Source organism: Allobosea sp. AAP35 (assembly GCF_001295925.1).
In the GTDB taxonomy this organism is placed as follows: Bacteria; Pseudomonadota; Alphaproteobacteria; order Rhizobiales; family Beijerinckiaceae; genus Allobosea.
In genome coordinates this window covers 107,171-119,884 of record NZ_LJHQ01000010.1, presented here as the reverse complement: position 1 = coordinate 119,884, position 12,714 = coordinate 107,171, and the positions used below count along the sequence as shown (strand labels likewise).

11 protein-coding genes are annotated in these 12,714 nt (G+C 66.9%); 8 read left to right on the top strand and 3 right to left on the bottom strand.

Translation table 11 applies throughout. The features are described from left to right. Nucleotide 1: 1 nt before the first annotated feature. Nucleotides 2-1,915, bottom strand: a complete 1,914-nt coding sequence (locus IP69_RS05210) for a SurA N-terminal domain-containing protein (protein WP_248306717.1) — start codon at nt 1,913-1,915, stop codon at nt 2-4. A 208-nt stretch (nt 1,916-2,123) separates the two neighbouring features. On the opposite strand from IP69_RS05210, the gene tpiA reads away from it, so the two are divergent. The 8 genes from tpiA (at nt 2,124) to IP69_RS05170 (ending at nt 8,949) form a co-directional block, all read left to right on the top strand. Then, nucleotides 2,124-2,885 carry a triose-phosphate isomerase gene (tpiA, locus tag IP69_RS05205; protein WP_082358988.1) on the top strand — a complete coding sequence of 254 codons (762 nt, stop codon included), beginning with the start codon at nt 2,124-2,126 and terminating at the stop codon, nt 2,883-2,885. A 168-nt stretch (nt 2,886-3,053) separates the two neighbouring features. Next, nucleotides 3,054-3,455, top strand: a complete 402-nt coding sequence (gene secG, locus IP69_RS05200; RefSeq protein WP_054141747.1) for a preprotein translocase subunit SecG — start codon at nt 3,054-3,056, stop codon at nt 3,453-3,455. Between the two features lie 159 nt (nt 3,456-3,614). Next, nucleotides 3,615-5,243: a CTP synthase gene (locus IP69_RS05195; RefSeq protein ID WP_054141746.1), complete on the top strand. Its 1,629-nt coding sequence runs from the start codon at nt 3,615-3,617 to the stop codon at nt 5,241-5,243. An 80-nt stretch (nt 5,244-5,323) separates the two neighbouring features. Then, nucleotides 5,324-5,725, top strand: a complete 402-nt coding sequence (locus IP69_RS05190) for a DUF350 domain-containing protein (protein WP_082358978.1) — start codon at nt 5,324-5,326, stop codon at nt 5,723-5,725. A gap of 10 nt (nt 5,726-5,735) precedes the next feature. Then, nucleotides 5,736-6,353, top strand: coding sequence for a DUF1190 domain-containing protein (locus IP69_RS05185; RefSeq protein WP_054141744.1), 618 nt, complete (start codon nt 5,736-5,738; stop codon nt 6,351-6,353). Between the two features lies 1 nt (nt 6,354). After that, the gene (locus IP69_RS05180) at nt 6,355-7,524 is read left to right on the top strand and encodes a glutathionylspermidine synthase family protein (protein ID WP_054141743.1); all 1,170 of its coding nucleotides are present in this window, start codon (nt 6,355-6,357) and stop codon (nt 7,522-7,524) included. A gap of 93 nt (nt 7,525-7,617) precedes the next feature. Continuing rightward, nucleotides 7,618-8,502 (top strand): VOC family protein, encoded by an 885-nt coding sequence (locus tag IP69_RS05175; protein ID WP_054141742.1) that lies wholly within the window; start codon nt 7,618-7,620, stop codon nt 8,500-8,502. Between the two features lie 42 nt (nt 8,503-8,544). After that, nucleotides 8,545-8,949 (top strand): DUF350 domain-containing protein, encoded by a 405-nt coding sequence (locus tag IP69_RS05170; protein WP_054141741.1) that lies wholly within the window; start codon nt 8,545-8,547, stop codon nt 8,947-8,949. A 30-nt stretch (nt 8,950-8,979) separates the two neighbouring features. Here the strand turns inward: IP69_RS05170 and mdoH are convergent, their stop codons facing one another. Beyond that, the gene (gene mdoH, locus IP69_RS05165; RefSeq protein WP_054141740.1) at nt 8,980-11,160 is read right to left on the bottom strand and encodes a glucans biosynthesis glucosyltransferase MdoH; all 2,181 of its coding nucleotides are present in this window, start codon (nt 11,158-11,160) and stop codon (nt 8,980-8,982) included. Further along, on the bottom strand, nt 11,148-12,710 hold the full coding sequence (locus tag IP69_RS05160; RefSeq protein WP_248306716.1) for a glucan biosynthesis protein: 1,563 nt from the start codon (nt 12,708-12,710) through the stop codon (nt 11,148-11,150). The genes mdoH and IP69_RS05160 overlap by 13 nt, the downstream gene beginning before the upstream one ends. Nucleotides 12,711-12,714 lie beyond the last annotated feature (4 nt).

The following is a 12,714-nucleotide window of genomic DNA, read 5'->3' as shown; positions in this document are numbered from 1 at the left end:
GTCAGTTCGTCGCGCCGCCGGTGGCATTGCGGAAGGCGGTTTCGTTGATCGTCACGCCCAGTTCCGCCTGCCGCTGCGCGATATACTGCGCCAGGATGTCCTCGCTGACGCTGGCGCCCAGCTGCCGGGCGAAGTTCTCAGCCTCCTGCGTGGTGCGCGCGTAGCTTGGCATCGTGGCGCTATCCACCCTGAACAGGACGCGGCCATCATCGGCGACCGAGGCCGAATTGCTCCGGCCCGCAAGCGTCCCGAAGATCAGGCTGATCACGTTGGCCGGGAGATCGGGCCGCTGCTCCTGGCGGCCGATTTCGGTCGCCTGTTCGATGGTCAGGCCCGCGGAGGCCGCGACCGCGTCGAAGGCCTCTCCCTTGTCGAGACGCTCGACGAGTTCGCGGGTCCGAGCGGAGAGCCGCGTCGCAACCTCGTCGGCTCGCCACTGCGTTTCGACCTGAGCCTTGACCTCGTCGAAGGTTTGCTCGCGGGCCTGATCGATTTTCGTGACGTCGTACCAGACATAACCGGTGTCGCGCGGCAGCCGGATCGCCTCGTTATCGACGCCGACATCGGAGCGGAAGATCGCTTGCAGGGTCGGGTCTCCGCCGGGCAGAGGCTGCTCGACCGTGCCATCGGGCCGGCGCAGCGCATTATCGATCGGACCGACGCCGCGCAGGGGCAGGTTGAACTCGCGGGCGATCTCGGCCAGCGGCTTGGCGCCCGCGCGCTGGTCCTCGATCCGGTCGTGGATCTCGGTGACGCGGCTGGCCGCACGGCTGGTGGCGACCTCGGTCCGCAATTCGGCTGCAACATCCTCGAAGGCGCGTACAACCTCCGGCTGGATCACGGTCACCCGCAGCAGCACCGGCCCGAACGCGCTGGTCGCGGGCGCGCTGACTGCGCCCTGCGTCAGCGCGAAGGCGGCCTCCCGCACCACCGGATCGAAGACCTGCGTGCGGGTGAAGGTGCCCAGCGTCAGATCGGCCGCAGCCACCTGGCGCTCGGCGGCGATCGCGTCGAAGGTTTCGCCGGCCTCGATGCGCGCCCTGGCCGCCTGCGCCTCCTCGGCATTGGGGAAGGTGATCTGCTGGATGGTGCGGGTCTCGGGCGTGGTGAAGCGTTGCGTCTTGATCTCCTCGTAACGCGCCCGCGCATCAGCCTCGCTGACGGCGGCGGCATCGGCGAGCGAATCGGCCGAAATCGCCAGGATTTCAGCGGTGCGGCGCTCGGGAGCGCGGTAGGCGCCCTTGCGCTCGTCGAAGAAGGTCCTGAGTTGTGCCTCCGTCGGCGCGGGGATGTCGCCGGCCGCGCTCGGCGGCAGGCGGGCCAGCGTGACGCTGCGGCGCTCGTTGCGCAGGCGATGGCCGAGTTCCTGCAGCGCGCCAGGCGCCGAAACCGCGCCGACCACCATCTCGGCGATTTGCTGGCGCAGGATCGTGGCGCGCTGCTCTCGGACATAGACGGCCTCGGTAAAGCCGTTCGACCGCAGCAACTCGTTGAACCGCGCTGCCGAGAATTGGCCGGAGGCGTCGCGGAAAACCGGATCGTCGAGGATGAGGTTGCGGATTGTCTCGTCGGAGACGGCCAGGCGCAGGCTCTGCGCCGTCTGGTCGAGCACCGATTCCGTCACCAGCCGCGACAGCGCCTGCCGGTCGAGCCCCAAGGCCCGGGCCATGTCCGGCGTGATCTGGCGACGCTGCTGGCGCGTCAGCGTCTGGACATCGTTCTGGAAGGCCGTGCGCATCTGCTCGAGGCCGATCTCGGCCTTGCCGACGCGGGCCACCGAGTTGCGCCCATAGCCCTGAAAGATGTCGCCGATGCCCCAGATCGCGAAAGAGAAGATCAGGAAGCCGAACAGGACGAAGATGAGGAGCTTGCCGAAGAAGCTCTGACCCGCCTTGCGGATGCCTGTCATCATCATGGACGTCTGTCTTTCCTTAGGGCCTGGCGCGGCATGCAAGCCGCCATAACCGGTTTTGTTCGGCGCTGCTTATAGGAACCGAAGCGCCAAGCCGCAATCGCCCCGGCGGATTCGTGTTGGGCTATCGCATGCGCCGTTGCCGATTTCGCTTGATTGCGGCCAGGTGCAGGCATTGCTAGACCCGAAACAGCAGATCTGGAGGATCGACGTGACACGCAGCATCAGGCCGTTGGTGGCCGGCAACTGGAAGATGAACGGGCTCAAGGCCGATCTCGCCATCGCGGCCGATATCGCGAAGGGCTATGATGCGGAGCTGAAAGCGGCGGTCGATCTCGCGCTCTGCCCGCCGGCGAGCCTGCTCGCTTCCGCTTCCGATGCACTGCGTGGTTCTCACATCGCCAGCGGCGGCCAGGATTGCAGCACGCAGGACTTGGGGGCTTTCACCGGGGAGATCTCGGCGGCGATGCTGGCCGATGCCGGCGCCTCCTTCGCGATCGTCGGCCACTCCGAACGCCGGACGCTGCATGGCGAGACCGACGCCGCGGTCAAGGCCAAGGCTCAGGCTGCGCTGAAGGCCGCGCTGGTGCCGATCGTCTGCGTCGGCGAGACGAAGGACGAGCGCGAGGCCGGCCGGGCCGTGGCCGTCGTCACCGGGCAGCTGCACGGCTCCCTGCCCGAGGCCGCGACCGCCGCGACGCTCGTCGTCGCCTATGAACCGGTCTGGGCGATCGGCACGGGGCTGACCCCGACGGCCGCCGATGTCGCCGAGATGCATGCGGCGATCCGCGCGGAACTTGGCCTTCTGCTTGGCGACGAGGAGGCGGCGGGCGTCCGGCTGCTCTATGGCGGTTCGGTCAAGCCCTCCAACGCGGCCGAACTGATGAACGTCACGCATGTCGATGGCGCGCTCGTCGGCGGCGCCAGCCTCAAGGCCGAGGACTTCCTGGCGATCGCCCGCGCCTGCGCCTGAGCGGATGCCTTCGATCTGACTGCAATCGCATCGCCGGGGTGGCACAGCGCCCTGGCCCATGCTATGTGCCGCGCCGAATGCGAGCCGTCACGGCCCGTCGGTGCGGGCAGTCCTTGGCGGCGGCCGGCACCGTACCTATTTCAGCTTTCGTCTCAGTCTGTCGAGAACATGCAGAACGTCATCATCGTCATCCACCTGATCATCGTGGTCGCGCTCGTCGGCGTGGTCCTGCTGCAGCGTTCCGAGGGCGGCGGGCTCGGCATGGGCTCGGGCGGCGGCGGTGCCGGCGGCTTCATGACCGGTCGCGGCCAAGCCAACGCCCTGACGCGGACGACGGCGATCCTCGCCGGCGCCTTCTTCCTGACCTCGATCATCCTGGCCGTGATGGCCAACCAGGGCCGGGTCCAGCGCTCGATCATCGACGGTGCGCCAGGCACCACCGCGCCTGCCGCGCCGGCCGGCCCGAGCGCGCCCAATGCGGGCGGGGTCCTCGACCAACTCCGGCAGATGCAGGCGCCCAGCGGCGCAGCCCAGCCGCCGACACCGGCGCCTCCTGCGCCGCAGCAGTAACGGAAGACAGGGCAGGGGCCGGGAAACCGGCCCTTCTCTTTTGGTATGGGGCGCGCCGGCCAGATGGCGGCGCACTCCTGTGGACAAGCGTGCAGGGCAAGACGGGGCTGCAAGCTTGGACTTAGCGAATCGACCCCGTGTCTTTAAAGGTGTCCGCCCATGACGCGGTATGTCTTCATCACCGGCGGCGTGGTGTCTTCGCTGGGCAAGGGCCTGGCGTCGGCGGCGCTGGCCGCACTCCTGCAGGCGCGCGGCCATACGGTCCGCCTGCGCAAGCTCGACCCCTATCTCAATGTCGATCCGGGCACGATGAGCCCCTATCAGCATGGCGAGGTCTTCGTCACCGATGACGGCGCCGAGACCGATCTCGATCTCGGCCATTACGAGCGTTTCACCGGCCGGCCCTGCAACCGGGGCGACAACATCACCACCGGTCGCATCTACATGGACATTCTGACCAAGGAGCGCCGGGGCGACTATCTCGGCGCGACGATCCAGGTCGTTCCCCATGTCACCAACGCCATCAAGGAGTTCATCCTCGACGGCAATGAGGGCTATGATTTCGTCCTGATCGAAGTGGGCGGCACGGTCGGAGACATCGAAAGCCTGCCCTTCCTGGAGGCGATCCGGCAGACCGGCCAGCAGCTGCCGCGCGGCCAGTGCATCTTCATCCACCTGACGCTGCTGCCCTATATTCCAACGGCCGGCGAGCTGAAGACCAAGCCGACGCAGCATTCGGTCGCCGAACTGCGCTCGATCGGCATCCAGCCCGACATCCTGCTCTGCCGCACCGACCGCGAGATCCCCCGCGAGGAGCGCCGCAAGCTGGCGTTGTTCTGCAATGTCCGCGAGACGGCGGTGATCGAGGCGCGCGACGTCGCCTCGATCTACGACGTGCCTTTGTCCTACCACGCCGAGGGCCTCGATAATGAGGTTCTCGCGGCCTTCGGGATGGATGCCAGCCAGGAACCCGACATCTCGAATTGGCGCCGCATCTCCGAGCGGGTGAAGCACCCCGAGGGCGAGGTCACCATCGCCATCGTCGGCAAATACACCGGCATGAAGGACGCCTATAAGTCCCTGATCGAGGCGCTGATGCATGGCGGCATCGCCAACCGGGTCAAGGTCAATCTCGACTGGATCGAATCGGAGGTCTTCGAGAAGGAGGACCCGACGCCGTTCCTGGAACATGTCCACGGCATTCTGGTGCCGGGCGGCTTCGGCCATCGCGGGGCCGAGGGCAAGATCAAGGCGGCGACCTTCGCCAGGCAGCGCAAGGTGCCCTATTTCGGCATCTGTTTCGGCATGCAGATGGCGGTGATCGAGGCGGCGCGTTCGCTCGCCGGAATCGCGGATGCCAATTCCAGCGAGTTCGGCCCCACGACCGAACCCGTCGTTGGCCTGATGACGGAATGGATGCGCGGCAACGAGATCGAACAGCGCGCCGCCGACGGCAATCTCGGCGGCACGATGCGCCTTGGCGCCTACGCCTCGACGTTGGCGGCCGGCTCCAAGATCGCCAAGATCTACGGCACGACCGAGATCTCCGAGCGTCATCGCCACCGCTACGAGGTCAATATGGGCTATCGCGACCGGCTCGAAGCGCAGGGCATGAGCTTCTGCGGGCTCTCGCCCGACGGCCTCTTGCCGGAGACGATCGAATATCCCGACCACCCCTGGTTCATCGGCGTGCAATACCACCCCGAGCTGAAATCCCGCCCCTTCGAGCCGCATCCGCTGTTTGCAAGCTTCGTCGAGGCGGCGGTGGTGCAGAGCCGGTTGGTCTGACCCGCCGATCGACGCTCTGGCGTTGCGCCAAGGCTGACGTATAGTAGCCTCGGCGACAACGTGACGCGGGGGCGGGCGGCATGGCGATCTCGATGGCGGGGCTGCCCGCTTTCCTGCTTTATTTTGCTTTGGGCGCTGCGCTGATCGCCTGCTTTGCCGCGATCTATCTGCGCCTCACCGCCCATGACGAGATCGCGCTGATCCGGGGCGGCAATCTCTCGGCGGCGATCGCGCTCGGAGGCAATGTCGCGGGCTTCTCGGTGCCGCTCGAAAAGGCGATCGCGCAGGCGAGCAGCATCCCCGATCTCGTGATCTGGGCCATCGCGGCGATGATCATCCAGTTCGGCGCTTACGGCTTGGCGCGCATGTTGATACCCGACCTGTCGCGCAAGATCGAGGAGGATCGCCTGCCTTCGGCGGTCATGCTCGCCGTCATCGCGGTGATCTCGGGCACGCTGGCGGCTGCCAGCATGACGGCCTGAGGGGGCGGCGATGAAGCGCTCGACCCAGATCGGCCTGGCGGCGGCGGGCGTCCTGCTGGTGGCGACCTATTGGGGCCGGTCGGGCTCGCCGGACCAAAGCGAGGACAGTCTCGTCTACAACAGCCTCGCCGAGTGCCGCGCCGGCGGACGGCTGACCTCGACCCAGTGCGACCAGCGCTTCCGGGAGGCCTCGGCCAACCATCTGCGAGACGCCAAGAAATTCACCAGCACGAGCGCCTGCGAGACCGAATACGGCTCGGGCTCCTGCCAGAGCGCCGTCTGGAACGGCGCGCCGGTGATCGTTCCGGCCCTGGCCGGGTTCATGCTGGCACGAAGCCTCGCCCAGGGCGGCGGCGCGGCGCAGCCCTTGCTGCCGCCGACGCGCCAGGCCTTCCCGCCCGGCAGCCAGGCGCCCGAATGCCAGCAGGCGCGCTCCAGTTCCGGTGGCGGTGGCGGGGGCGGCGGCTATGGCGGCGGCCGGTCGTCGTCGCGCGCCTATTCGACGACGTCGGGCGCGGCTCTGGTGGCGCGCAGCGGCACGGCGAGCGGCGTCGCCACCACCAGCACGACCTCGCGGGGCGGCTTCGGCTCGACCGCGCGCTCCTACTCCTCATCCTCGTCGTCCTGAAATGCGCCGTATCGCCATGGCTCCGCGGCCCGACTGGCAGACGCAGGTCGAGCGCCTCGGCTTCGCCTTCCACACCATCGACGGCGAAACCTACTGGGACGAGAGCACGGCCTATGCCTTCACGCTCGACGAGATCGAGCGCGACATCGAGGCGCCGAGCGAGGCGATCGAGCAGCTCTGCTTCGCCTTCATCGAAAAGGCACTGGCTAGCGACGAGATTCTGACCAAGCTCGCCATCCCCGCCGCTCATTGGGATTTCATCCGCGAGAGCTGGCAGCGCGGCGACCGCAATCTCTATGGCCGGCTCGATCTCGCCTATGACGGCAGAGGCCCGGCCAAGCTGCTGGAGTACAACGCCGATACGCCCACCGCGCTGTTCGAATCGAGTGTCGTGCAGTGGGACTGGCTCGAACAGGCGATGGCGCGCGGCGCGCTGCCGGCGGGGTGCGATCAGTTCAATTCGCTGCATGAGCGGCTGATCGCGGCACTCGGTCAGTTGCGCGAGCCCTCGCCCTATCGTTTGCACCTGACCTGCGTGCAGAACAGCAACGAGGACAAGGGCACGGTCGATTATCTGATGGACTGCGCGGTACAGGCCGGGCTCGACGCCCGCTTCACCTTCGTCGAGGAGATCGGCCTGCTGTCGGACGGGCGCTTTTGCGACGGCGCCAATCAGCCGATCGAAACCCTGTTCAAGCTCTACCCCTGGGAATGGCTGTTCCGCGAGCGCTATGCCGGCAATCTCGCGACCTCCCGCTGCCAGTTCATCGAACCGCCCTGGAAGGCGATCCTCTCCAACAAGGGCCTGCTCGCCTGTCTCTGGGACATGGAGCCCGACCATCCAAACCTGCTGCCGGCGTTTTTCGAGGGCGATCCGCGCTGCAGCGGTCTCTCGCCGCGCCATGTGCGCAAGCCGCTCTATTCGCGCGAAGGCGCCAACATTACGTTGATTGAGCGGGGACAGGTGCTGGACCAGGATGATGGACCCTATGGCGCGGAGGGCTTCATCCTGCAGGATGCCGCGCCCAACCTGTTCGGCTCGGCCAGGCACTATGCCGTGCTCGGCTCCTGGCTCGTCGCCTCGCAGGCCTGCGGGCTTTGCGTCCGCGAGGATGCCTCGCCGATCACCAAGAACACCTCGCGTTTCGTGCCGCATTACATCGAGGCTTGAGGCGGGGTTGGCGATCGACCGCACCACGCATGACCCGGCGGCGTCGACCTGCTAGGGGTAGGACCCCGCGCCTGCCGCAAAAGAGCCCAGCCCATGTCCGATACGACGATCACCGCCACGCCACGTGGCCTGGACCATCTCGTGATCGGGGTCCGCGACCTTGATGCCGCTGGTGCCTTCTACGAGACGCTCGGCTTCACGGTCGGCGCACGCAATCGCCATCCGTGGGGCACGGAGAACCGGATCGTCCAGTTTCCGGGCTCCTTCCTCGAACTCATCACCATCGGCGATGCCGCCGCCATCGTCCCTGCCGCGCCGCGCGTCTTCTCCTTCGGCAGCTTCGTCGGCGAGGCGCTGGCGCGCGGGGAGGGTCCTTCGATGCTGGTGCTCGAGAGCACCGACGCGAAGGCCGATGCGGCCGCGTTCCAGGCCGCTGGGATCGGCGATTTCGAGCCCTTCTTCTTCGAGCGCCAGGCCAAGCGCCCCGATGGCAGGGAGGTCCGGGTCGCGTTCTCGCTCGCCTTCGCGGCCGATCCGCTGGCGCCTGAATGCGGCTTCTTCGTCTGCCAGCAGCACGAGCCGCAGAATTTCTGGAACCCTGCCTTCCAGCAGCACGCCAATGGCGCCTCGGCGCTTTCCGCCGCGATCATCGTCACGGACCGGCCGGCGGCGCATCGCGAGTTCCTCAGCGCCTTTACCGGCTTCCCGGAGGTGCTGGAGGGCAATGTCGATCTCGTCCTAACCCTGCCGCGCGGGCGAATCGACCTGCTCGATCCCGAGGCCGCCCAGGCGATCTACCATGTCGAGCCCGACACGACGCCGGCCCGCTTCCTGGGCTTCTGCGTCACGGTGCCCGATCTCGATGCGGTGGCACAACGGCTCGAAGAGGCCGGCGTTTCCTTCGGGCGCGGCGAGGAGCGCATCGTCGTCCCCGCCGAAGCCGCGATGGGCTGCGTCATTGCCTTCGAAGAGGGTTGATGGTCAGGATCGCCGCCATCGGCACCAGGGATTCGGACCACGATGATCGCGCAGGCACTGCTGAAGCTCCCCGATTTCGCCCTGTTCTTCGGGGCGTCGCTCGGGCTCGTGGGGATTTATCTGCTGATCTACACGGTGGCGACGTCGCATAACGAATTCGGGCTGATCCGCCAGAACAATGTCGCCGCCGCGCTGTCGCTGGGCCTGAGCCTGACCGGGTTTGCGCTGCCGCTATCGAGCGCGGTGGTCCACTCGACCACGATCGTCGACCTCCTGATCTGGGGCGTCGTCGCCATCGTCGTCCAGCTGATCGTCTATATGCTGGTGCGGATCGTGCTGCCCAATCTCTCGGCGCGCATCGCAGCGGGTGAACTCGCCGCCGCCCTGTTTCTCGGTTCCGCCTCATTGGCGGCCGGGGTCATCAACGCCGCCGCCATGAGCTTCTGAGCGCGCTGCTGGCGAGGCCGGCCGGCAGCCTTACGACGCCGCGCGCGGGCCGCGCAGCCCTCCCAGAAGCGATATCAACGCGCGGTCGTGCAGCACGGCCATGCGCTCCTTCGGTTTCAGCCAGATCGCGGCATCGTCGATCGTTTCGGCATCGACCAGCTTCGCCAGCGCCACCGCCCGGTCGGCCTCGATCTCGCCGCGCCGGCGCGGCGGATGTTCCGGCAGCATCTGCTCATGGGCCTCGCGCAACACCGGATCGGCATGCAGAGCCCGCAGGCCGTCGGCATCATCATATCCCGCCGTGTCGAACTCGGCCTGAAGCGCATTGGCGCGCAGCGCCACCGCCGGCGGATCGCCCTCTTCGGGCGTGAAGAGCAGCTTGCGTCGCTTGAGCCAGAGGCCGAGCGCGAGCTGGCCTGACGCCCATGACAGCGGGATGGCCAGGACGAGACCGACGATCGTCGGCGACATCCAGGCAAACAGCGAGGTGGCGATCAGGAACGCGGAAATGCCGGTGACGATGCCGAGCACGGTGTGCATCCGATGCCGACGAACGATGTCCTTCAAGGGAATCGAACCATCGTCTCGGCGCTGCGGATTCCAGCCGGTGTCGCGCCCGAGCAGGATCTGGAACACCGAGCCTGACTGGATCAGCATCATGATCGGCGCGAAGAACGCCGAGAACAGCACCTCGATGAGGGCGGAGATGACGAGGCGGATCGCGCCGCCGCCGGCCCGCCGCAGCTTGCTGTTGAACAGCGTCAGCAGGAGACCGAACAGCTTGGGTGCGAGCAGGATCGCCATCGTGAGCGCGAACAGGTTCAAGGCGCGCTCGGGGTCGAACAGCGGCCACACCGGAAACAGCGTGAACTCCTGCGTGAAGTATTCAGGTCTGGCATAGCTGACCTGGAGCACGATCAGGATGCCGACCACGAGCTGCATCAGCCAGAACGGCGAGGCGAGATAGCCCATGATGCCGGTGGCGAAATGCTGCCGTGTCGGCGCGACGAAGCCCTTGGCGCCGATGATGCGCGAATGCTGCAGATTGCCCTGGCACCAGCGCCGGTCGCGCACGGAGACGTCGATCAGCGAGGGTGGGCTCTCTTCATAAGAGCCCGTCAGGGCCGGCAGCATGTAGACCGACCATCCGGCGCGCCGGATCAACGCGGCCTCGACAAAGTCGTGGCTGAGCACATGCCCGCCGAAGGGTGGCTTGCCCTTGAGATCGGGCAGGCCGCAATGGTCGGCGAAGGCCTGCGTGCGGATGATCGCGTTATGGCCCCAGTAATTGCCGTCGCGGCCCGACCACATCGCCAGGCCGGTCGCGATCACCGGCCCGTAGACCCGGGCGGCGAATTGCTGGAGGCGGGCGAAGAAGGTGTTGCGGTTGATGATCAGCGGCAGCGACTGGATGATGCCGGCGTCGGGATCAGCTTCCATCGCGGCGGCCAGATGCACGATGCAGGCACCGGTCATCAGGCTGTCGGCATCGAGCACGACCATATGCTCGTAATGCCCGCCCCAGCGCGTCACGAAATCGGCGATGTTGCCGGCCTTGCGGTGGTGGTTCTTGGGCCGGTGCCGGTAATAGACGCGGGCATCGGCGCCCAGCCGCTGCCGCAGCGCCAGGAAGGCGCGCTCCTCAGCGATCCAGACATCCGGGTTGGTGGTGTCCGAGACGATGAAATAATCGAAATGGCTGCCGAGCCCGGTCGCCTCGACCGATTCGCGGATCGCCGCCAGCGCCGCGAAGGTCCGGGCCGATGATTCATTGTAGATCGGCATCACGACGACGGTGCGGTACTGCAGCGCCTCGACCGGTCCCGATCGGTCCTTGTTGAACAGCAGGCCGAAGAAGCCGAGCACGGCGCTGGTGAAGGCGAGCGCGATCCACGAGAAATTGACCGTGAACAGCACGAGCAGAACATACTGCAGCGATGTCGTGCGGCTGACCGACACGACACTGTACATTTCGAAAGCGCCATAGGCGGTGAGCGCCAGACCGCCGCCAAAGACGAACAGGCGCTTCAGCCAGGGCGTCTTCCACTCGCGCGGCCGGGCCGGGGCCCTTCGATCGGCCTCGCTCCAGCGCCGGAACGACTGGACCGGCATGACCAGCCGGTTTTCCGGCGGCGTCGCGGGCGTCGGGCTCGCCGCTTCGGGCGGCGGGGGGGCAACCTCGCTGTCGCGGGTCGCGGTTACCACGTCCATCGGTTCAACCAGGTTTCCGAAACCGGCTGACCGCCGGCTTGCAGGACGAGCCGCAGCTCGCACAGATTGTCAGTGCCCGGATCAACCTCGAAACCGACCCGCATCAGCTTGCGCTCCGGAAAGGGCCAGAGCCGGACATTGTGGATCTGGCCGGGCTGGGTGGTGACATTCGCGCGTGTCGAGGCAACCACCCCGGCATCAGCCAATCGATCGCCGGTGAAGTCGACCATAAAGCGCCGACGGCGGCCCTGGGTTCCACGCCCCTGGCGAACGCGCGTGGCCAGCGCGAGATTGGGCCGCTCCGGCGGCTGCCAGCACCAGGCCTGGCGATAGGCGATCACCGTCTCGCTACCCGCCGCTAGGGGCTGCCGCGGACGCCAGTACATGATGATGTTGTCGTTCACGTCGGATTCGCTGGGAATCTCGATCAATTGAACCGAGCCCGCGCCCCATTCGCCCAGCGGTTCCATCCAGACGCTGGGCCGCAGTTCGAAGCGCTGGTCGTCATCCATGAAGGCGGCAGGGTCGCGCTCGCGCTGGACCAGGCCGAAGCCTCTCGGATTGCTGTCCATGAAGGAGGAGACCTGCAACCCGGCCGGGTTGCTGACCGGCCGGTAGATCCACTCGCCTGTGCCCGTCAGCATCTGGACGCCGGAGACCTCATGCACCGCGGGCCGGATATCGTCGAAGCTGCGCCGGCTTTGGGGACCTGACAGGAACGTTCCCATGGTGCAGCCGAAGCCAATATGGTCGAGCGCCTGGCGAGCAAACAGCGTCATCTCAACATCGATGAGCGTGACGTCGCCGGGCCTCAGCGTCATGCGCAGAGCGCCGGTGAGGCTCTCGGAATCAAGCAAGGCATGGATGACCAGAAGTCCCGAGGCCGGGCTCGGCCGCTCGATCCAGAAGGCGCGGAAAAACGGAATCTGCTCGCCACGCGTCTCGCCCGGCCGCAGGATCAGAGCGCGCGCCAGCGCGCCGAAATTTTGTCCCCGCGCCAGCGAACGAAAGAACGTCGCGCCCTGGAAGATCGCGACCTCGAAAGGCCGCTCCAGCCCGGTGGCAATCCGCATCCCTGAGAATTGCAAGTCGAGATCTGCCGGCGGCGGCGTCACCCGGCCATAGTCGAACTTCGAGCGATCGAAGCCGACGCGCCTTACGACATTGTCCTCGATGGTGAACAGATTGACCGGGTTCGAGAAGACATAGCCGCGGTGCAGCGGCTCGACCGTGAAGCCGCGATTCTCTCCGGCCCAGATCAGCCCGGCGGGCTGGGCCCTGATTCCCGCGTACTGATCATAGGAGAGACTGGCATAACCATCAGGCAGATCCGCCGCTGTCTGCGGCACGACCGGACGTTGCGCCAGCACGCGCGCCGCGTCGATGACGAGCGACGGATCGAACGGTTTGCCTTCGAAGAGGAAAGACTGGTTGATGGCCGCCAGCACCGATGGCGCCTGCGCGTGGGCCATGCCCGCCGCGAGCCACGAGGCGGCCGCGGCACCGCCGGTGCCTTCGAGAAACTGCCGACGATTCAAGGGTTTCGACATGAGA

Bases quoted from the DNA above. Each gene is read 5' to 3' on its own strand.
- IP69_RS05210 (WP_248306717.1), bottom strand. From the start codon at position 1,915: ATGATGATGACAGGCATCCGCAAGGCGGGTCAGAGCTTCTTCGGCAAG.
- secG (WP_054141747.1), top strand. From the start codon at position 3,054: ATGCAGAACGTCATCATCGTCATCCACCTGATCATCGTGGTCGCGCTC.
- IP69_RS05195 (WP_054141746.1), top strand. From the start codon at position 3,615: ATGACGCGGTATGTCTTCATCACCGGCGGCGTGGTGTCTTCGCTGGGC.
- IP69_RS05190 (WP_082358978.1), top strand. From the start codon at position 5,324: ATGGCGATCTCGATGGCGGGGCTGCCCGCTTTCCTGCTTTATTTTGCT.
- IP69_RS05185 (WP_054141744.1), top strand. From the start codon at position 5,736: ATGAAGCGCTCGACCCAGATCGGCCTGGCGGCGGCGGGCGTCCTGCTG.
- IP69_RS05180 (WP_054141743.1), top strand. From the start codon at position 6,355: ATGCGCCGTATCGCCATGGCTCCGCGGCCCGACTGGCAGACGCAGGTC.
- IP69_RS05175 (WP_054141742.1), top strand. From the start codon at position 7,618: ATGTCCGATACGACGATCACCGCCACGCCACGTGGCCTGGACCATCTC.
- IP69_RS05170 (WP_054141741.1), top strand. From the start codon at position 8,545: ATGATCGCGCAGGCACTGCTGAAGCTCCCCGATTTCGCCCTGTTCTTC.
- mdoH (WP_054141740.1), bottom strand. From the start codon at position 11,160: ATGGACGTGGTAACCGCGACCCGCGACAGCGAGGTTGCCCCCCCGCCG.
- IP69_RS05160 (WP_248306716.1), bottom strand. From the start codon at position 12,710: ATGTCGAAACCCTTGAATCGTCGGCAGTTTCTCGAAGGCACCGGCGGT.